Raw genomic sequence first — 19322 nt, 5'->3', positions numbered from 1 at the left:
ATTATCTGCATATTTGTAAAAAAATTAGCATTGAGGATATTATTCACCACTTTTTTCGTTTTACTAACGGCTTCTGTATCTAGTCAGACTGTACGAAAATACTCTAACGAATTCATGAATATTGGTGTCGATGCTGCTGCATTAGGAATGAGTAATTCTGTAACTGCACAATCTGCCGATGTAAATTCCGGCTATTGGAATCCTGCTGGCTTGGTGAATTTAGAAGATAATCAATTAGCATTAATGCATTCCAGTTACTTTGCTAATATTGCAAGTTACGATTACGCAGCTTATGCTATGCCTATAGACAACCAAAGTGCAATGGCAATATCGTTAATACGGTTTGGAGTTGATGATATTTTAGATACCACCCAATTAATAGACGACGATGGTAACATTAACTACGATAGAATTCAGTTATTTTCTACCGCAGATTATGGCGTCACGTTTTCCTACTCTAGAAGACCTACTTTTGCTGAAGGCCTTACATATGGTGTGAATGCTAAAGTTATTAGACGAATTATAGGTGAATTTGCTAATTCTTGGGGATTTGGTTTAGATGTAGGAATTCAATACCAAAGAGATTCTTGGAAATTTGGATTAATGGCCAGAGATATTACAACCACATTTAATGCATGGCAAATTGACGAAGATAAATTTCAGACCATTCAAGACGCTATTGGCGACCAAAACCAAGAGTTACCAGAAACAACCGAGATTACTATTCCTAAATTACAATTAGGTATTTCAAAATTATATAACTTTAGTTACGATTATTCTTTAGAAACCGCTATCGATTTACAAATGCGTTTCGAAGAAAATAACGATATTATTTCAACAAGTTCTATAAGTATAAATCCTTCTTTTGGTTTTGAATTTGGCTATTTAAATATGGTATATTTACGTGGCGGAGTTGGAAATTTTCAAAACGAATTACAACTTGATAATACCGAACAAGTCAGTTTTCAACCTAGTTTTGGAGTCGGATTTAAATACAATGGTATTCAAGTAGATTACGCATTTACAGATATTAGTGACCAAAGTGTCGCATTATATTCGAATGTGTTTTCTTTGAAATTGGATTTTAGTATCTTTAGACACTAATCTATAGGATGAAACAATCCTTTTAAATTAAGTTTTTACTCTGTGAAACACTTCCTATTAGCCTTAGCAACAGGATTATTATTAGCCCTTGGCTGGCCAACTTTCGGTTTTCCTGTACTTTTATTTGTTGCGTTTATTCCTTTACTATACGTTGCTAATGATATAAAAGAGCATAAATCATTAAAATATAAAGGCTGGCGTTTATTTGGCTTATCGTATCTATCCTTCTTTATTTGGAATTATATCACCACCAATTGGTTACAATATGCCGATATTTTTGGTGCATGTTTTGCTATTTTAGTTAATAGTTTATTAATGGCTTCTATTATTTTAATCTATCAAGCCGTTGCTAAACGTACATCAATAAATAAATCGCTTTGCTTTCTAATAACATTATGGATTTGTTTTGAAAAATTACATTTAGGTTGGGAATTTTCTTGGCCGTGGCTAAATTTAGGAAATGCATTTTCAGAACATCCTAAATGGATTCAGTGGTACGAGTATACCGGAACTTTTGGTGGTACACTTTGGATTTGGTTAGTGAATGTGATTCTTTTTAAAGCGCTTTTAAATTTCTTTAAAACATCTGAACAAAGAATTTTAAAACGTGCAGCAATGCAAACTACAGCGTTAATTTGTATTCCTATTGCAATATCTATTGTACGATATTACACATATACTCCAGAAGACAATACTATTGAAGCCGTTGTACTTCAACCTAACATCGATCCTTACAGTCAAAAATATAATGCTACCAATAAGCAAGTTGGCAATTTATTACAAAAACTAGCCGAAAAAAGCATTACAGCTAAAACCAATTTATTGGTAACACCAGAAACTGTGTTAGCCGAAAATTATGGAGTAGACCTACCGAGTTTCAATAAAAGTCCTGAGTTTTTTCAAGCGAAGGCTTTTATTTACAACTATCCGAATTTAAATTATTTATTGGGCTTACAATTCTATGATAAGCACACCAATAAAGCAGATATTCTTCCGACTTCAAACCAATATAACGATCATTTATGGGTCGATTACTTTAACTCTGCAGCCTTAATAAATTCAGATAAAACCCCTTTAATCTATCATAAATCCAAACTGGTTGTTGGCGTAGAAAATTTCCCTTACCAAAGTATTTTAAAACCTCTAATTGGAGACGCCATGTTAGATCTTGGAGGTACCGTAGCGATGAAAACAACACAAACAGAACGCTCGGCTTTCATACTAAAAAATACTAATTATAAAGTGGCTCCTGTAATTTGTTACGAATCTGTTTACGGTGAGTTTGTTACCGGTTATGTAAGAAACGGAGCTAATATTTTAGCTATTATGACCAATGATGCATGGTGGGGAAATACGCAAGGCCATAAACAACATTTAAGCTACGCAAGATTACGCGCTATTGAAACACGTCGTTCTATTGCTAGAAGTGCAAATACAGGTATTTCTGCATTTATAAGTCCGAAAGGAGAACTATTACAAACTTTAGAGTATAACAAACAAGGGGCATTAAAAGCTAATATCCCAGTAAATACCAATACTACATTTTATGTCACCGCTGGCGATTATATTGCTAGAATAAGTATGTTTATTGCACTGGGGTTATTTCTTATTACATTTTTTAGGAGAGCACGAGAATAAATTCAATTTAAAAATATTATTCTAAACGAAATTAAAACATTAAAAGCACCATAAGTTCTTTTAGCAAATCTCCTTGTGGCACTGCATTAGAGCCAACACCTTTGCTTTTTACATCAAATTCACGAAGAATAGAAATATTAGCACTAACTTTTTTCATTGGGTAATTTGCTACAGCTGTCAAATATTCGTTCACAAAATAAGGATTAACCCCAACGGCTTTAGCTACATTTCTTGGGTTTCTATCTGATAAACCATGGATTTGCAATAACTGAGAAAAGAAACTAAAAACTAAAGACACCGTTACTACCATAGGATTATCCTTAGGATTTTCTGCAAAATATTTAACAATACGCTGTGCTTTTAAAACATCTTTTGCTCCAATGGCTTTTCGCAACTCAAAATTATTATAGTCTTTACTTATACCAATATTTTCTTCAATATGTTCGGGTGTGATTTGACTATCTTTTGGTAAAATTATTTGAAGCTTCTCTAGCTCATTATTAATTTTACTTAAGTTATTTCCTAAAAACTCTACTAACATTTGCGATGCTTTAGGAGTAATGGTATACGATTTAGAAGCTAAAGTACGACGAATCCAATCGGCTACTTGGTTTTCATAAAGCTTCTTACTTTCAAAAACAACACCTGTTTTTTTTATTGTTTTGTAAACAGCTTTACGTTTATCTACCGTTTTATACTTATAATTTAAAACAAGTATAGTAGACGGTTGCGGGTTTTTAGCATAATCCACTAATTTATCAATAGTACGCGATAAGTCCTGAGCTTCTTTAACAATTATCACTTGATATTCTGCCATCATTGGATAACGTTTTGCATGTCCAGCTATGTCTTCAATAGTGACATCGCGACCATACAATACCATTTGATTAAACCCTTTTTCTTCTTCACTTAAAACATTAGCTTCAATATAATCAGAAAGTTTGTCTATATAATAGGTTTCCTCTCCCATTAAAAGATAAATAGGCTTTAATTTCTTTTGTTTAATATCGGCAACTAATTGTTTTATCTCGTCCAAACTGTAAACTATCTAGGATTATTCCAAAAATACACTCTCGGAATTTGGTTTTTGAATTTTGAAATCTACCTTTGAATAATTCAAGACTTAACAATGCAAGAACTAAACTTTCCGAAGTTTTCATTTCGATTCAAAAATAGCGAAAATAAAATTTCTATTTTTGATGATATCCGTAAAAAATTTGTAATTCTTCAACCCGAAGAATGGGTACGCCAACATTGCGTACACTATTTAATAGCAGTTAAAGGCTACCCAAAATCGTTAATCAATGTAGAGAAAGAATTAATTGTAAACAAATTACGCAAGCGCTACGATATCGTAATTTTTAATCCAAACGGAAGTATTCATGTTATAGTAGAATGTAAGGCGCCTAAAATAAATATTACACAAACAACATTCGACCAAATTGCACGATATAATTTAACCCTTAATGCCAGTTATTTAATGGTAACAAACGGTTTAAATCATTATTATTGCCAGATGGATTTTGAAGCCGAACAATATAATTTCTTACAAGATATTCCTAATTACAACGCCTAACTGTATATGAAAATTGCAATAGCCATATTAAATTGGAATGGAGCTAAGTTACTAAAACAGTTTCTGCCATCGGTTATTATAAACTCTGAAGAATCAGATATTTATGTGATTGATAATGCTTCGACAGATGAATCTGTTAACGTCCTTAAAAAAGAATTTCCTTCAGTACACATTATTCTAAATTCAGAAAACGGTGGGTACGCTAAAGGTTATAACGACGGATTACAACATATTACTGCAGATGTAGTTTGTTTACTTAATAGTGATATTGAAGTTTCTCCTAACTGGCTTACACCTATCAAATTAGCTTTCAATCAAGATCTTAATACAGCTATTATTCAGCCAAAAATATTAGATTTTAAAAACAAAGATTATTTTGAATATGCGGGCGCTTCTGGCGGATTTATAGATAAATATGGCTATCCATTTTGTCGCGGACGTATTTTTGACACCATAGAGAAAGATAATGGACAATACGATACGGATTTAGACATTTTCTGGGCCACAGGCGCTTGTTTATTTATAAGATCTAACGTGTTTAAAACCTTAAACGGTTTCGACAATGCTTTTTTTGCACATATGGAAGAAATTGATTTGTGCTGGCGTGCAAAAAATTTAGACTTTAATATAAAATGTATTCCAAATTCTGTTGTTTATCATGTTGGAGGAGCAACATTAAATGCCTCAAATTCACAAAAAACATATTTAAATTTCAGGAATAGTTTATTCACTTTAGTAAAAAATGCAGGAGGGAATATAGTGGTTATTATCTTCAGCAGAATGGTTTTAGATGGCTTGGCAGGAATTCAGTTTTTATTGCAATTAAAATTTAAGCATTTCTATGCAATAATTCGTGCTCATTTTAGTTTTTATAGTCAACTATCAAGATTGGTAAGACAAAGGAAGACACTAGTAAAAACGGCTAATTATTACAAAACAAGATCTATTGTGTGGGAATATTTCCTGAAAAAGAAACAAAAGTTCAAAGAAATATAAAATAGTTAGTAAAAGTTTTGTTAAACGCTATTTTAACATCTTTTTTTTCATATTTTTGATATGTTTAAATGTAATTTAAAAATTATTATGAAGAAACTAATTTTAAGCAGTGTTGCTGCTTTACTCCTTTTATCATCATGTGTATCTAAAAAAGATTACGCAGCTTTAGAAGCAAAACAACAAGAAACCCAAGATTTATTAAATACAGCAACAGTTAAATTAAATAGCTGTTTAACTGAAAAAGCCGCTGCAACTGCAAGAGCTGAAGCTTTAAAAGATCAAATTACAGATTTAATTGACACTAAAGGAAACTTGACAACACTTACTCAAAAAGGTGCTGAAAACTTAGAAAAATCTTTAGAAAGCTTAAAAGAAAAAGATCTTAAAATTACAAGATTACAAGATGCTTTAACTAGAAAAGATAGTGTTACTTTAGCTGTAGTGACTAGTTTAAAACGTGAAGTAGGTATTAACGACCCAGACATTGAAATAAATGTTGAAAAAGGCGTGGTATTTATTTCTATAGCAGACAAATTATTATTTAAAAGTGGAAGTTATATCGTAACAGATAAAGCTAGAAGCGTTTTAGCTAAAGTTGCTAAAGTTGTAAACAGTAAACCTGATTTTGAAGCTATGGTTGAAGGACATACAGATAACGTACCTTACAAAAAAGGTGGTATCTTAGAAGATAACTGGGACTTAAGTGTAAAACGTGCTACTTCTGTTGTACGTGTATTACAAGACTTAGATGTTAATCCTGCACAATTAATTGCAGCTGGTAGAAGTCACTATGTACCTTTAGTTGATAATGATACTGCTGAAAACAGAGCGACAAACAGACGTACTCGTATTGTTGTACTTCCTAAAATTGACCAATTCTACGAAATGGTTGAAAAAGAAATGAAAAACTTAGTTGAAGCAGATCAGAAATAATTGATCTTCATATCATAAATTAAAAAGCTCGATCGAAAGATTGGGCTTTTTTTATGTTATTTTTTTAAAAATCACCTTAGAGAGTACACTTTTATTATCTTTATTTCCAAATCTAAACACAACTACCCACAATATGGATAAAAAAGAAACCAGTATACCCCCTACTTTAATAACTAGAGATTGGTTAGCTATAGAAAGAACTAAACTAGCAAACGAACGTACCTTCTTAGCCTATTTTAGAACTTTTATGGTATTTTTAGGAACAGGTTTAACCATTATAAAAATGCACATGTTTGTAAAAATGGAATGGTTTGGAATTGTATTATTAATTATGGCTCCAATAATTTTAGCAATAGGTATTTATAGATTAATAAGAGTTCGTAATATTATACGAGAGCATTATAACGTTTAAATGAAAGCAGCTACAGTACGACAACTTAAAACAGAGTTACAAGACCAAACACAGGCAGAATTAATAGAAATATGTTTACGTTTATCTAAATTTAAAAAAGAAAATAAAGAACTCCTTACCTATTTGTTAGTCGAGTCTTATAATGAGTCTGAATACATCAATCAAATAAAAATTGAAATGTCCGAACAGTTTAAGACCATAAACACCAACAGTTTTCATTATATAAAAAAAAGTGTCCGCAAAATTTTAAGACAAATTAAAACTTACGCCAGATATTCTGGTAAAAAAGAGACCGAAGTAGAATTGTTATTATTTTTCTGTTCAGAATTAAAAGCTTTTAAGCCTTCTATACAAAAAAACATTACGCTAGTTAATTTATATAACAGAACCTTAGATAGTATAAAAAAAAGCATAGCTACGCTTCACGAAGATTTACAATACGATTACCAATTAGAACTCGATAGATTATAAAAAAAGCCTGTAAAAAATTTACAGGCTTTAATATATATATTGAAAAGTTATAGATTTAAAACATCTCTCTTCCTGAAAAATGAAAAGCGCCTTCTATTGCTGCATTTTCATCGCTATCACTTCCATGAACAGCATTCTCTCCTATTGAAGTAGCAAACAATTTACGTATTGTTCCTTCAGCAGCTTCTGCAGGATTAGTTGCACCAATAAGTGTTCTAAAATCTTCAACTGCATTTTCTTTTTCTAGAATTGCTGCAACTATTGGTCCACGTGTCATAAATTCCACTAAATCATTAAAGAAAGGTCTCTCATTATGTATTGCATAAAATGCTTGAGCATCAGCAATGGTCATTTGCGTTAATTTCAATGCAACGATTCTAAACCCTGAAGCGTTGATTTTTTCTAAAATTGCGCCAATGTGTCCGTTTTCAACCGCATCTGGCTTAAGCATTGTAAATGTTCTATTTGTTGCCATTTGTTTTTTAAATTTAGTTCAAAAGTAATGCATTTCTTAGTAAATACAATATAAACACACATTAAAAAATTGTATCTTCGCCTCTTATGACAACAGCAGAAATTACCCAAATACAAGCACTTTTAAGCTCACCAAAACAGATTGTAATTGTACCTCATAAAAATCCTGATGGAGATGCTATGGGCTCTACCCTAGCGTTATATCATTATTTAAAAATGTACAATCACAATGTTTTAGTAATAGCTCCAAATGAATATCCGCATTTTTTAAAATGGTTACCAGGAGATGATACCGTTTTAAAACACGATTCTAATACCAAACAATGCAATACTTTATTGCTTGAAGCAGACCTTATTTTTACTCTAGATTTTAATGCTTTACACCGTGTTGGAGCGATGGGTGATGTGATTAAAGAAAGTGAAGCTATTAAACTCATGATAGACCACCACCAGCAACCAGACGATTATGCTAAATATGTGTTTTCAGACGTAAGCATGAGTTCTACCTGTGAAATGGTTTATCGATTTATAGAAATGTTAGGAAACGAAGACAAAATTTCGTCAGAGATTGCAACGTGTTTATATACAGGAATCATGACAGATACAGGCTCTTTCAGATTCCCTTCTACAACAAGTAAAACACATTTTATTATTGGAAAACTAATTGAATCTGGCGCAAATAATGCCGAGATTCATAATAATATTTACGACACTAATAGTTACGAAAAACTTCAGCTTTTAGGTTGTGCTTTAAGTAATTTAAAAGTAATTCCAGAATTACGAACCGCGTTTATTACATTATCTCAAGACGAATTAAATCAATTCGATTTTAAAAAAGGTGATACCGAAGGTTTTGTAAATTATGGTTTATCTCTAAACAATATTATTTTTGCAGCTATATTTATTGAGCATAAACAGGAAAATATTATTAAAATATCGTTGCGTTCTAAAGGCAATTTTTCGGTAAACGAATTTTCTAGACAATATTTTGAAGGAGGCGGACATACCAATGCTGCTGGCGGAAAAAGTGATTTAAGTTTAAATGAAACCGTTGAAAAATTTATTAGTATATTACCAAGCCATAAAAAGGAATTAACTGCATGAAAAAACTAGGTTTATGTTGTTTGGTTATTTTCAGTATTATAAGCTGTAAATCTCCAGAAGCCAGACAACCAATATCTGTAAAAAGTGGTTCGTATATAGATGAATCTGTAGCTCGTAATATTAAATTATACGAATACGAAAAGACACAATTTCAAGAGATTATGGATGCAAATCCAGATCAGAAATATGAAGTATCTCAAAATGGTTTTTGGTATACATATAACACTAAAATAGAATCCGATTCATTACACAAACCTATTTTTGGAGACCTTGTACATTTTGATTATGATGTTAAAAACATAAACGGAGATGTTATTTACACCAACGCAGAAACAAAACCTGACACCTATATTATGGATAAACAGGAACTATTTACTGGTTTACGAGAAGGCCTTAAGTTAATGAAATCAGGAGAAACAGCCACATTCTTATTCCCTTCAACTAAAGCTTATGGCTATTATGGAGATCAAAATAAAATTAGTACAAATACACCCTTAATCTGTAAAGTAACAATTCATTCAATAATCGAAAATTAATTTCACAAATGACATTATTAAAACAATCCTTTAAATTCTTATTACTTACGCTAATGGTAAGTTTTACAGCGTGCAACGAAAAATATCCTGATCTAGAAGACGGCATGTATGCTGAAATTATTACAAACAAAGGAACTATGGTTGCAAACCTTGAGTTCGAAAAAACCCCTGTAACTGTGGCTAACTTTGTGTCGCTTGCTGAAGGCACAAACACAATGGTAGATAGTGTTTACAAAGGAAAAAAATTCTACGACGGCATTCTTTTTCACCGTGTTATTGATGGATTTATGATCCAAGGTGGAGATCCTACAGGAACAGGATCTGGCGGACCAGGATATAAATTTCAAGATGAATTTGTTGATTCTTTAAAACATGATAAGCCAGGTATTTTATCTATGGCAAATGCAGGACCAAATTCTAATGGTAGTCAGTTTTTTATTACAGAAATACCTACACCTAACTTAGATAACAGACATACTGTTTTTGGTGAATTAGTTTTAGGTCTTGATGTTCAAGATTCAATTTCTAATGTAAAAAAAGATGCAAGAGATAAACCTGAAGAAGATGTTGTTATTGAAACCATAAACATTATAAGAAAAGGATCTGCTGCTAAAAAGTTTGATGCAAATGCTGTGTTTTTAAATAGCTTTGCAGAAATTGAACGTAAAAAAGAGGAAGCTGAGAAAAAAATAAATGATGCTAAAGCAGCATTCTTAGAAAAAGATAAAGCTATAAAAGCATCTATGAAAACACTTCCTACAGGTTTAGGACTTTCAGTTATTTCTGAAGGCGATGGTGTGAAACCAGAATCTACAGATAGTGTACTTATTAATTATGCTGGATATTTAGAAGATGGAACTTTATTCGATTCTAATTATGTAGAAGTTGCTAAAGAATTTGGAGTATATAATCCACAAAGAGACCAACAAGGTGGTTACCAACCTTTCCCTATGATTTATAATGAAACTGCTGGTTTAATCCCTGGATTTAGAGAAGCGATGTTAAACATGAATATAGGTGATAAAATTAGAGCATATATTCCTGCTGCTTTAGCTTATGGTGAAAGAGGTGCTCCTCCAGTAATTGCACCAAATTCAAACTTAATTTTCGATTTAGAAATTGTTGGTATTGCTGAATAAAAAGAATAATACGTCACATTTACACATAAAAAAAGCCGCTAATTATAGCGGCTTTTTCTTTTATATTCTTTCCTATTTATTAGGAATTTCTTTTAAAATTTCAAGAACAAATTTCCAATATTTCTGAACAGAAGAAATACTAGCACGTTCGTCAGGAGAATGCGCTCCCTTAATTGTTGGTCCAAAACTAATCATTTCCATCTCTGGATAATTAGATCCAATAATACCACATTCTAATCCAGCATGGCAAGCAGCTACGTGAGCTTTCTCTCCGTGCATTTTTTCGTAAGTAGCATCTAACACTTTTAATATAGAAGAATCCATTTTTGGAGCCCATCCAGGATAATCTCCAGTACATGCAACTTCGCAACCAGTTAACTCGAATGTAGATCTTAATGCGTTTGCTAAGTCCCACTTAGAGCTCTCTACCGAGGAACGCGTTAAACAACCTACTTTTATATGTCCGTCTTTTACTAAAACACGAGCCACATTATTAGATGTTTCAACCAATCCAGGAATATCTGCACTCATACGAAACACCCCATTATGTGCAGCATAAAGTGCACGAGTAAATCCTTCTTGAACACCTAAATCCATAATTTTTTCAGGTAGTTCAATAGCTTCAACACTTACATTTAAATCGGGTTCCATCGTTTTTAATTCTTCTTGAATTGTAGATGTTTGAAGTTTCATCTCTAATTCAAAAGCTTCCTGATGTACAGCATCAATAGCTACAATAGCAAAACTTTCACGAGGAATAGCGTTACGTAAACTTCCTCCATCAATTTCAGAAATACGCAATCCAAAGTTTTCAAAACCATCAAATAATAAACGATTTAATATTTTATTCGAATTACCAAAACCACAGTGAATTTCCATTCCTGAATGCCCACCTTGTAAACCATTTACAGTAATTTTATATCCTAATTTAAATTCAGGAGTTTCTTCTTCTTTATAAGTTCGTGTCGCAGATACATCTATACCACCTGCACAACCAACTCCTATTTCATTATCTTCTTCTGTATCTAAATTTAAAAGTATGTTACCTTCTAAAACACCACCTTTTAAACCTTGGGCACCCGTCATTCCTGTTTCCTCATCAATAGTAAACAATGCTTCTAATGCAGGATGAGCAATTTCATTACTTTCAAGAATAGCCATAATTGTAGCCACACCTAAACCATTGTCTGCACCAAGAGTTGTTCCTTTTGCACGTACCCAATCGCCATCAACATACATATCTATGCCTTGTGTTGCAAAATCGAAAACGGTACTGCTATTTTTCTGGTGAACCATATCTAAATGCGATTGCATTACAATTGGTGCTTTTCCTTCCATTCCAGCACTAGCAGGTTTTTTAATAATTACATTTCCTACTTCATCTTCAATAGTTTCTAATCCTAAAGATGTTCCAAAATCTTTCATAAAGGCAATTACTTGCTCTTCTTTTTTCGAGGCCCTCGGGACAGCATTTAGATCTGCAAACTTGTTCCAAAGTACCTTTGGCTCTAGTGCTCTTATTTCTGAATTCATAATTTTGTTTTATAATGTTACACAAAGGTACATATTAGCGCTCACCTATTACAAACATTTACTTATTTTTGAAGCATGTATAAAAACCCAAAATCTTATCTAGCGTTTTCGTTAATTCCGGTATATTTCTTAGTGAAATTCTTATCAAATTATCCTGAAATTATAGAACAGTATTACAGTAATGGCGTTTATCCCGTAATTTCTAAATTTTTACGTTATGGTTTAGGCTGGATTCCGTTTTCATTTGGCGACTTAGTGTATGCTTTTGGAGTTATTTATATTATTAGATGGATTATTGTTAATAGAAAACGTTTTTTAACCGACACACAGTTTTGGCTTATCGATATATTATCTGCTGTAACATTAATTTATTTTGCCTTTCACTTGTTTTGGGGAATGAATTATTACAGATTGCCATTACACAGAAATTTAAATTTAGAAGCTGATTATACAACAGAACAATTGCTCATTGTGACCAATTTATTAATTGAAAAAACAAACACTCTTCAACTAAACATTACTAAAAATGACACTCTAAAAGTTGAGATGCCTTATAGTAAATCGGAAATTATGAAACGTTCTGAAGCTGGTTATAAAAATCTAGAAGCTCAATATCCGCATTTAAAATATCATCCGCAAAGTATTAAAAAATCTTTATTTAGCATCCCACTAACATATATGGGATTTAGTGGGTATTTGAACCCTCTAACCAATGAAGCTCAAGTAGATTATTTAATTCCTACCTATAAATTCCCTACAACATCTGCTCACGAAATGGCCCACCAATTAGGCTATGCAGCCGAAAACGAAGCTAATTTTATTGGTTGTTTAGCGACTATAAATAACAACGATGTGTATATGAAATATTCGGGTTACGCCTTTGGGTTACGCCATTGTTTGAATGAAATTTACCGACGCAGTCCAGAACAGTACGAAAGTATTATTAAGAAAGTAAATATTGGAGTATTGAAGAATTATGAAGAAACACGCATGTTTTGGGAAAGTTACCAAAACCCATTAGAACCGCTTTTTAAAATCACATACAACTCCTATTTAAAAGCCAACAACCAGGCAAAAGGCATGGAAAGCTACAGTTATGTAGTAGCCCTTTTGGTGAATTATTTTAACAAGTAATATTCACTATAAAAAAATGTTAACAGAGCTAAATTAAGCACGCTGTTAACATTTTAAATCTATAATTTTATATATTCTCTAATCTACTCTAGAGGCTTTTAACTAAATTAATCTATAATTTCTGCACTTTCAGGAGCTTCATAAAACAAAGCATCTTGTTTGTCTTTAGATAGTTTTACATTAGAAAATAGCACTTCATTTCTCATATCTATCGGTTTGCCATCTACCACATTATACCATTGTATCGCTTTTGGCAATTTTACACCATTTACATCTTGCCAATTTCCGTACTTTATGTAATTAAATTTTTTGCTTTTCTCTTTAGCAAAATAAGTCATAGTATAGGCCAACCACGTCATTTGGAAAGTTTCAGGGTCATAATATAAAATGTATTCATCTTCTGGAGACTCTCCTACTCCAGCGCCATAAGAAACTTGAATTCCAGGATATTCTACACCATCAAAAAGTAACGGTGCTGCTTTACTGTAAGTTATTCCATCATCCGATAATACAAAAGGCATCGTATAAAAATAAAACATTAAATTATAGTAAAACTTCGGTTTTCCTCTGTAAACCGTAGTGTCTTTAGATTGTAACCACACATCTTTACCATTAAAACCTAAAACATGACTTGGCATATCAATATGTGCTTTTCTACTTTTTAAATCGGTAGTTGTAACTTCATTCCCCGTTGGTTTTTGCATGGTAAACGCTAAAGTTTGCATTGCATTCCAAGTGACTATACCGCCATGAGCTTCAAACACCTTTGCAATATTTTCTGGATAGCTTTTAAATTCACTTTTTTGAGTTACGACTTCCTCCGTCGTTTTCTGTTCTGTCGTTTTCTTTTCGGTAGATTGCTTACAAGAAGCAAAAGCAACAATTAATAAAAGTAATAAGGTGTATTTCATAATGTTTATAATGATTTTACTGTCTTTGACGAATTCAAAAGGTATTAATTACACTAAAACATTTACTTTTGTTTTTTTTACTTTATGAAAGAAATAACAAGCACTCAAAATAGTTACATTAAACAGTTGGTTCAATTAAAAGAAAAATCTCGAGACCGCAAGAAATCGGGAGTGTTTTTAATTGAAGGTCAGCGTGAAATTTCTCTTGCATTAAAAGGAGACTATACCATAGACACCCTTTTATATTGTAACGATTATATTGAAGACATTCAAATTGAAACTTTAACGTCGTCTAACAGCGAGGTTATTAATATTTCTAAAGATGTATATCAAAAACTAGCTTATCGTGATACTACTGAAGGCGTTATAGCCATTGCAAAATCGAAAACGTTAAACTTATCAGACCTCATTTTCGATAAACACAACCCGTTAATTTTAATTGCTGAAGCTCCCGAAAAACCAGGAAATATTGGTGCACTCTTACGTACTGCAGATGCCGCTAATGTAGATGCATTTATTATAGCAAACCCAAAAACCGATTTATACAATCCTAATATTATTCGTTCTAGTGTAGGGTGTGTCTTTACAAATCAGGTAGCTTCTGGAAGTACGACAGATATTATTTCATTTTTAAAATCTAAAGACATTAATATTTTTTGCGCAGCATTACAGGCTTCAAAACCATATCATACTCAGGATTTCACAACCGCAACTGCTTTAGTTGTCGGAACGGAAGCCACAGGTTTAAGTAACGAATGGCGAGATCATGCCACACAAAATATTATTATTCCAATGCAGGGTGAAATAGATTCTATGAACGTATCTGTAGCCGCAGGAATTTTAGTTTTCGAAGCCAAACGTCAGCGTCAATTCGCTTAATTTACCCAAACAATTATCTACTTTTTATGACAGCAACTACGCTTTTCTATATTATAATTGCCTTAATTCTTATCGATTTTATAGTCGATAAAATTCTAGATGCCTTAAATGCAAAACATTTTAATGATGCATTACCAACAGAATTACAAGATGTTTACAATGATGAAGACTATAAAAAATCGCAACATTATAAAGCAACAAATTATAAATTCGGACTTATAACATCTGGATTTTCGTTACTCTTAACTTTAGCTTTTTTAGGATTAGATGGCTTTGAATTTGTAGATAATTTTGCAAGAAGTTTTAGTAACAATTCTATAGTAATTGCTATTATCTTCTTTGGAATAATTATGATGGGAAGCGATATCTTAACCACGCCTTTTGCTTACTATCAAACATTTGTTATTGAAGAAAAATTCGGATTTAACAAAACAACGAAAACTACGTTTTTAATTGACAAAATAAAAGGTTGGTTAATGTTAGCCTTAATTGGTGGCGGAATTCTAGCATTAATTATTTGGTTTTACGATATTTCTGGAGACTTTTTTTGGTTATATGCTTGGGCACTAATTGCTGTTTTTAGCTTATTCTTAAATATGTTTTACGCCAAATTAATTGTGCCTTTATTTAATAAACAAACGCCTTTAGAAAACGGAAGTTTAAGAGAAAAAATATCAGATTATGCGAAAACGGTTGGTTTTAAATTAGATAATATTTTTGTAATCGATGGCTCTAAACGCAGCACCAAAGCAAACGCCTATTTCTCTGGATTTGGAAGCGAAAAACGTGTAACACTTTTCGATACTTTAATTAACGATTTAAGTGAAGATGAAATTGTTGCAGTATTGGCTCACGAAGTCGGACATTATAAAAAGAAGCATATCGTTTTTAACTTAGTCGCATCAATTTTACTCACAGGTTTAACGCTCTTCATCCTCTCATTATTTATATCTAACCCGTTGTTATCTCAAGCTATTGGTGTAGAGACTCCAAGTTTTCATGTAGGCTTAATTGCGTTCGGATTATTGTACAGCCCTATAAGTGAAATTACGAGTTTAATTATGAATGTGTTCTCTCGTAAATTTGAATATCAAGCAGATGATTATGCAAAAAACACCTATAATGCAAAGGACTTAATTACGTCATTAAAAAAACTATCTAAAACCAGTTTAAGTAATTTAACACCACATCCGGCATACGTATTTATGCACTATTCTCACCCAACTTTATTTAGTAGAATCAAGAATTTAAAACAAAAATAGATTGTAAGACTTAAAGTAAAGGCGATAATAATCGGGCCAATTTTTCAAACAATTCATGATACCAAGCACGGTCTAACCAGCGTTCTAAATCAATTTCTTGAGCGTCGTTTAAATCATTATTAAAAGCATCTTTTAGTTTTTTATTTATCCCCTTATCATAAACAATGGCATTGACTTCAAAATTTAAATCGAAACTACGCATATCCATGTTTGCAGAACCTACAATAGCAATTTCATCATCTATAGCCATAGTTTTTGCATGTACAAACCCTTTAGTATAGCGATAAATTTGCACTCCTGCTTTTAGTAACTCTTCATAATATGAACTCGCTGCGGTATTAACCACTCTAGAATCTGAAGTTCTTGGTACTAACAATTTCACTTTCACACCACTCATAGCTGCAATACATAATGCATCCATAATACTTTCGTTTGGCACAAAATAAGGTGTTGTAATTAGTATTTCATCTTCTGCTAAGCTAATAGCTTGCAATAAAGAATACAAAATAGTTGGCGTTTCTGAATCTGGTCCGCTAGCTGCAATTTGTACAGCAACGTTGCTAGTTGTTTCAAAAGAATCTAAATCTGGAAAAAAATCACCTTCAGGTTCGATATCACAATCGGCACAAAAGTTCCAATCGCATAAAAACAGATACTGAAGATACCAAACGGCAGGTCCATGAATTTTTAAATGGGTATCTCTCCAAAAAGGAAATGGTTTTGTTTTAATATCGTTTGTATATGTATCGCTCACATTTATCCCCCCTACAAATCCTACACGCCCATCGATAACAATAATTTTTCTGTGATTTCGGTAATTCATTCGGTTGGCCAAATAAATCAATTTAATTTTATAAAACGGATACGCCTCTATACCTGCTTCGCGTAAGCGATATACTAAACTTTTACGTATAGAACTGCTTCCATAATCGTCGTACATAAATTTAATTGTAACGCCTTCTTTTGCTTTTTTAATTAAAAGTGCTTCTATTTTTCGGCCAACAATATCTTCTGTAAACACATAATATTCTATATGAATATGATGTTTAGCAGCTTCAATAGCTTTAAAAACTTCTGGGAATTTTGTTTCCCCATTAATTAATAAATCAACTTCGTTTTTATTTGTTAGCGGACTAGAAATATCTTTAAATAATAAACGAATTAATTTTTTATTAGACTCTAGAAGCTCGCCTCTATTTTTAATAATTTGTTTGGCGTAATGTTGAAGTTGAAGTTCTAATTTTTTTTCAAATTGAATATTACTAAAGAGTTTTTTACTATAAATCTTACTATTTCTGTAGTTTACACCGAAAGAAAAATAAAATATAATTCCGAAAATAGGAATAAAAATCACAACCAATAAATAAGACAACGTCTTGGTTATATGATTGGTATCATAAATAACACGTAAACACACAATGGCTACTATTATAATATAGATAACCTCAAAAACTGATAATGACCCCATATTTATGTAGTGCTAATGTGTTTGTTTTTTTCTTCAATCCACCGCGACATAAACTTCGTGCTTTGCATGCTGTGATGTTGTAACATACTTCCTGTAAAATTATGTAAGCGATGTGATTCTAAATCTTTTTTAACCGTTTCTACTCCCTCTAAAAACTGCTGTTGAAAGTACAACTTATTAAAACGCAAATTCAAACTTTTAAATCCGAAATGTTGTTTTTCTTTCCAAAGAGATTCGTTAATATATAATTCTGAAATTTTTTCTATAAACACGTCTACATCATCAGCAATAAAACCATTAGGCTCTAAAGCTCCAAACATACCTTCGGCAGCGATTAAAGACATTGCACAAGGCGTTCCGTTTGTCATAGCATCTGCCAGTTTTCCTTTTAAGCCGGCACCAAAAACTAAAGGAGCAATACAAATTTTGGCATGTTTCATAACCTCATTAACATTGTCTGCAAATCCTTTTATAAAAAAACGATCTTTAGGCTGATGTAATTGATTTACTTTCTGAGAGGCATAAGCACCATAAATATGTAGTTCGGCTTTGGGTAATCGTGTTTTAATTAGCGGCCAAAGCGTATGCTTTAAATACAAAACTGATTGATAATTAGGCTCGTGTAAAAAATTACCAATAGTTACAAAATGCTGGCGCTCGTTAAAACTTGGCAATTTATTTTGATCTGCTTCAGAAATTCCGTTTAACATAAACGGTATATAGAGTAATAGATTTGAAGGCACTTTAAATTTCTGAATCAACATTTCAATTTCAACTTCAGAAATCATCACACTAATATCGCATCTATAAATACTCGCTATTTCTCGTTTTGCAACATCGTTAAACAAATAGGTATCATTAAAACAGGCTTGATCTTTGTATGCTTGCTGACGTCCTTTTCGTAAACAATGTAAATCTTCGGTATCTAAAATTTTTAGGGCATTCGGGCACTGTGCAGTAACTCGCCAACCGAATTGTTCTTCCATTAAAAAACGATCGAACAAAACAATATCTGGCTGTAAATGAGTTAAAAACGTATCGAAACTAGAATGATTTAATTCAATATTTTTTTCATCTATTCCTAAAGATTTTAGATCAGCCCCTTGTTCTGTTTTACTACTCGGACTTGCAAAAGTAATATGATATTTTTTGAATTGAAACGCCTCAATAAGTTGCAACATTCTACTCCCTGCTGCAGAAGATTTTGGCTCTGGCCATACAAAACCAATTATTAATACGTTTCTCATAAATTATTCTGGCTGGGGTAATAACGTAAATTTAATACGCACATATTCTGCCCATTCTTTTACAGATTCTATATCGGCATCAGATAATTTAGCATCTGTATGTGTTATAGTATACGATTTTAAAGGCATTTCTTTAGCCTCTACCATTTCAATTAATTCTTCAAATTTATGATCTTTTTTCTTAACAGAGTAACTATCCCATGCACTAAAGTCTAAATGTTTTTTACCGTCGTTAACATGATCTGCCATCCAGTAATTAACGGGTGTAAAATCGCTATACCAAGGATATCTTGTATAACTGCTATGACAATCGTAACAGGCTTCTTTTAAAATAGCCTCGACATGTTCTGGCGGATTTGTCTCTGCAAGAAAAGGTTCAATAGACGTTAAATCTCCCATGTTTTTTTCTGGTCCAAAAAATTGTGAAATAATAAATGCGACCAAAACCAGCAACAATATTTTTTTAAGACTTTTCATTTCTTTAAATTTATAATTAAAAGTATAA

Annotated in this window: 20 protein-coding genes; 13 read left to right on the top strand and 7 right to left on the bottom strand. The window is 32.2% G+C overall.

All coding sequences use genetic code 11. The annotated features are described in order from the left end of the window. Positions 1-30: 30 nt before the first annotated feature. Both Q1B05_RS13220 and lnt read left to right on the top strand, forming a co-directional pair. Entirely contained in the window at positions 31-1104 is a 1074-nt protein-coding gene (locus tag Q1B05_RS13220; RefSeq protein WP_299781425.1) for a PorV/PorQ family protein, read from the top strand. Positions 1105-1146: 42 nt separating this feature from the next. After that, on the top strand, positions 1147-2742 hold the full coding sequence (lnt, locus tag Q1B05_RS13215; protein ID WP_299781424.1) for an apolipoprotein N-acyltransferase: 1596 nt from the start codon (positions 1147-1149) through the stop codon (positions 2740-2742). Between the two features lie 31 nt (positions 2743-2773). Here the strand turns inward: lnt and holA are convergent, their stop codons facing one another. Next, entirely contained in the window at positions 2774-3778 is a 1005-nt protein-coding gene (holA, locus tag Q1B05_RS13210) for a DNA polymerase III subunit delta (RefSeq protein WP_299781423.1), read from the bottom strand. A 93-nt stretch (positions 3779-3871) separates the two neighbouring features. Between holA and Q1B05_RS13205 the strand changes: the two genes are divergently transcribed. From Q1B05_RS13205 to Q1B05_RS13185, 5 genes are all read left to right on the top strand, one after another. Beyond that, the gene (locus Q1B05_RS13205) at positions 3872-4318 is read left to right on the top strand and encodes a type I restriction enzyme HsdR N-terminal domain-containing protein (RefSeq protein WP_299781422.1); all 447 of its coding nucleotides are present in this window, start codon (positions 3872-3874) and stop codon (positions 4316-4318) included. A 6-nt stretch (positions 4319-4324) separates the two neighbouring features. Then, complete coding sequence (locus Q1B05_RS13200) at positions 4325-5314, top strand: glycosyltransferase family 2 protein (protein WP_299781421.1); 990 nt, start codon at positions 4325-4327, stop codon at positions 5312-5314. A gap of 87 nt (positions 5315-5401) precedes the next feature. Then, positions 5402-6247 (top strand): flagellar motor protein MotB, encoded by an 846-nt coding sequence (locus Q1B05_RS13195; RefSeq protein WP_299781420.1) that lies wholly within the window; start codon positions 5402-5404, stop codon positions 6245-6247. Between the two features lie 133 nt (positions 6248-6380). Beyond that, positions 6381-6659 (top strand): DUF202 domain-containing protein, encoded by a 279-nt coding sequence (locus Q1B05_RS13190; RefSeq protein ID WP_299781419.1) that lies wholly within the window; start codon positions 6381-6383, stop codon positions 6657-6659. Next, entirely contained in the window at positions 6660-7130 is a 471-nt protein-coding gene (locus tag Q1B05_RS13185; RefSeq protein WP_299781418.1) for a hypothetical protein, read from the top strand. 55 nt (positions 7131-7185) lie between these two features. Here the strand turns inward: Q1B05_RS13185 and Q1B05_RS13180 are convergent, their stop codons facing one another. Next, the gene (locus Q1B05_RS13180) at positions 7186-7605 is read right to left on the bottom strand and encodes a nucleoside-diphosphate kinase (RefSeq protein ID WP_299781417.1); all 420 of its coding nucleotides are present in this window, start codon (positions 7603-7605) and stop codon (positions 7186-7188) included. Between the two features lie 86 nt (positions 7606-7691). On the opposite strand from Q1B05_RS13180, the gene Q1B05_RS13175 reads away from it, so the two are divergent. From Q1B05_RS13175 to Q1B05_RS13165, 3 genes are read left to right on the top strand one after another with little or no spacing between them, the layout of a single operon-like run. Continuing rightward, positions 7692-8708: a bifunctional oligoribonuclease/PAP phosphatase NrnA gene (locus Q1B05_RS13175; RefSeq protein ID WP_299781416.1), complete on the top strand. Its 1017-nt coding sequence runs from the start codon at positions 7692-7694 to the stop codon at positions 8706-8708. Beyond that, positions 8705-9244, top strand: a complete 540-nt coding sequence (gene gldI, locus Q1B05_RS13170) for a gliding motility-associated peptidyl-prolyl isomerase GldI (RefSeq protein WP_299781415.1) — start codon at positions 8705-8707, stop codon at positions 9242-9244. The genes Q1B05_RS13175 and gldI overlap by 4 nt, the downstream gene beginning before the upstream one ends. 8 nt (positions 9245-9252) lie before the next feature. Next, positions 9253-10383, top strand: a complete 1131-nt coding sequence (locus tag Q1B05_RS13165) for a peptidylprolyl isomerase (protein ID WP_299781414.1) — start codon at positions 9253-9255, stop codon at positions 10381-10383. Between the two features lie 72 nt (positions 10384-10455). Here the strand turns inward: Q1B05_RS13165 and Q1B05_RS13160 are convergent, their stop codons facing one another. Then, on the bottom strand, positions 10456-11916 hold the full coding sequence (locus tag Q1B05_RS13160; RefSeq protein ID WP_299781413.1) for an aminoacyl-histidine dipeptidase: 1461 nt from the start codon (positions 11914-11916) through the stop codon (positions 10456-10458). A gap of 75 nt (positions 11917-11991) precedes the next feature. On the opposite strand from Q1B05_RS13160, the gene Q1B05_RS13155 reads away from it, so the two are divergent. After that, positions 11992-13050: a DUF3810 domain-containing protein gene (locus tag Q1B05_RS13155; RefSeq protein WP_299781412.1), complete on the top strand. Its 1059-nt coding sequence runs from the start codon at positions 11992-11994 to the stop codon at positions 13048-13050. 107 nt (positions 13051-13157) lie between these two features. Here Q1B05_RS13155 and Q1B05_RS13150 read toward each other — a convergent pair whose 3' ends face one another. Next, on the bottom strand, positions 13158-13961 hold the full coding sequence (locus Q1B05_RS13150) for a DUF6503 family protein (RefSeq protein WP_299781411.1): 804 nt from the start codon (positions 13959-13961) through the stop codon (positions 13158-13160). 84 nt (positions 13962-14045) lie between these two features. On the opposite strand from Q1B05_RS13150, the gene Q1B05_RS13145 reads away from it, so the two are divergent. Next, positions 14046-14840: an RNA methyltransferase gene (locus tag Q1B05_RS13145; RefSeq protein WP_299781410.1), complete on the top strand. Its 795-nt coding sequence runs from the start codon at positions 14046-14048 to the stop codon at positions 14838-14840. Positions 14841-14866: 26 nt separating this feature from the next. Next, positions 14867-16102 carry a M48 family metallopeptidase gene (locus Q1B05_RS13140; RefSeq protein ID WP_299781409.1) on the top strand — a complete coding sequence of 412 codons (1236 nt, stop codon included), beginning with the start codon at positions 14867-14869 and terminating at the stop codon, positions 16100-16102. A gap of 10 nt (positions 16103-16112) precedes the next feature. Here Q1B05_RS13140 and cls read toward each other — a convergent pair whose 3' ends face one another. The 3 genes from cls to Q1B05_RS13125 are packed head-to-tail and all read right to left on the bottom strand — an operon-like array spanning position 16113 to position 19294. Then, positions 16113-17570 (bottom strand): cardiolipin synthase, encoded by a 1458-nt coding sequence (gene cls, locus Q1B05_RS13135; RefSeq protein WP_299781408.1) that lies wholly within the window; start codon positions 17568-17570, stop codon positions 16113-16115. Between the two features lie 2 nt (positions 17571-17572). After that, complete coding sequence (locus Q1B05_RS13130; RefSeq protein WP_299781407.1) at positions 17573-18817, bottom strand: glycosyltransferase; 1245 nt, start codon at positions 18815-18817, stop codon at positions 17573-17575. A gap of 3 nt (positions 18818-18820) precedes the next feature. Then, complete coding sequence (locus tag Q1B05_RS13125) at positions 18821-19294, bottom strand: heme-binding domain-containing protein (RefSeq protein ID WP_299781406.1); 474 nt, start codon at positions 19292-19294, stop codon at positions 18821-18823. Positions 19295-19322 lie beyond the last annotated feature (28 nt).

The sequence above is a fragment of the uncultured Formosa sp. genome (assembly GCF_947500765.1).
Classification (GTDB): domain Bacteria; phylum Bacteroidota; class Bacteroidia; order Flavobacteriales; family Flavobacteriaceae; genus Formosa.
This window is presented reverse-complemented; position numbering and strand designations above follow the sequence as displayed.

Bases quoted from the DNA above. Each gene is read 5' to 3' on its own strand.
- Q1B05_RS13185 (WP_299781418.1), top strand. From the start codon at position 6,660: ATGAAAGCAGCTACAGTACGACAACTTAAAACAGAGTTACAAGACCAA.
- Q1B05_RS13195 (WP_299781420.1), top strand. From the start codon at position 5,402: ATGAAGAAACTAATTTTAAGCAGTGTTGCTGCTTTACTCCTTTTATCA.
- Q1B05_RS13200 (WP_299781421.1), top strand. From the start codon at position 4,325: ATGAAAATTGCAATAGCCATATTAAATTGGAATGGAGCTAAGTTACTA.
- gldI (WP_299781415.1), top strand. From the start codon at position 8,705: ATGAAAAAACTAGGTTTATGTTGTTTGGTTATTTTCAGTATTATAAGC.
- Q1B05_RS13155 (WP_299781412.1), top strand. From the start codon at position 11,992: ATGTATAAAAACCCAAAATCTTATCTAGCGTTTTCGTTAATTCCGGTA.
- Q1B05_RS13205 (WP_299781422.1), top strand. From the start codon at position 3,872: ATGCAAGAACTAAACTTTCCGAAGTTTTCATTTCGATTCAAAAATAGC.
- Q1B05_RS13160 (WP_299781413.1), bottom strand. From the start codon at position 11,916: ATGAATTCAGAAATAAGAGCACTAGAGCCAAAGGTACTTTGGAACAAG.
- Q1B05_RS13190 (WP_299781419.1), top strand. From the start codon at position 6,381: ATGGATAAAAAAGAAACCAGTATACCCCCTACTTTAATAACTAGAGAT.
- Q1B05_RS13145 (WP_299781410.1), top strand. From the start codon at position 14,046: ATGAAAGAAATAACAAGCACTCAAAATAGTTACATTAAACAGTTGGTT.
- Q1B05_RS13125 (WP_299781406.1), bottom strand. From the start codon at position 19,294: ATGAAAAGTCTTAAAAAAATATTGTTGCTGGTTTTGGTCGCATTTATT.
- Q1B05_RS13130 (WP_299781407.1), bottom strand. From the start codon at position 18,817: ATGAGAAACGTATTAATAATTGGTTTTGTATGGCCAGAGCCAAAATCT.
- Q1B05_RS13175 (WP_299781416.1), top strand. From the start codon at position 7,692: ATGACAACAGCAGAAATTACCCAAATACAAGCACTTTTAAGCTCACCA.
- cls (WP_299781408.1), bottom strand. From the start codon at position 17,570: ATGGGGTCATTATCAGTTTTTGAGGTTATCTATATTATAATAGTAGCC.
- Q1B05_RS13150 (WP_299781411.1), bottom strand. From the start codon at position 13,961: ATGAAATACACCTTATTACTTTTATTAATTGTTGCTTTTGCTTCTTGT.
- Q1B05_RS13180 (WP_299781417.1), bottom strand. From the start codon at position 7,605: ATGGCAACAAATAGAACATTTACAATGCTTAAGCCAGATGCGGTTGAA.
- Q1B05_RS13140 (WP_299781409.1), top strand. From the start codon at position 14,867: ATGACAGCAACTACGCTTTTCTATATTATAATTGCCTTAATTCTTATC.
- Q1B05_RS13165 (WP_299781414.1), top strand. From the start codon at position 9,253: ATGACATTATTAAAACAATCCTTTAAATTCTTATTACTTACGCTAATG.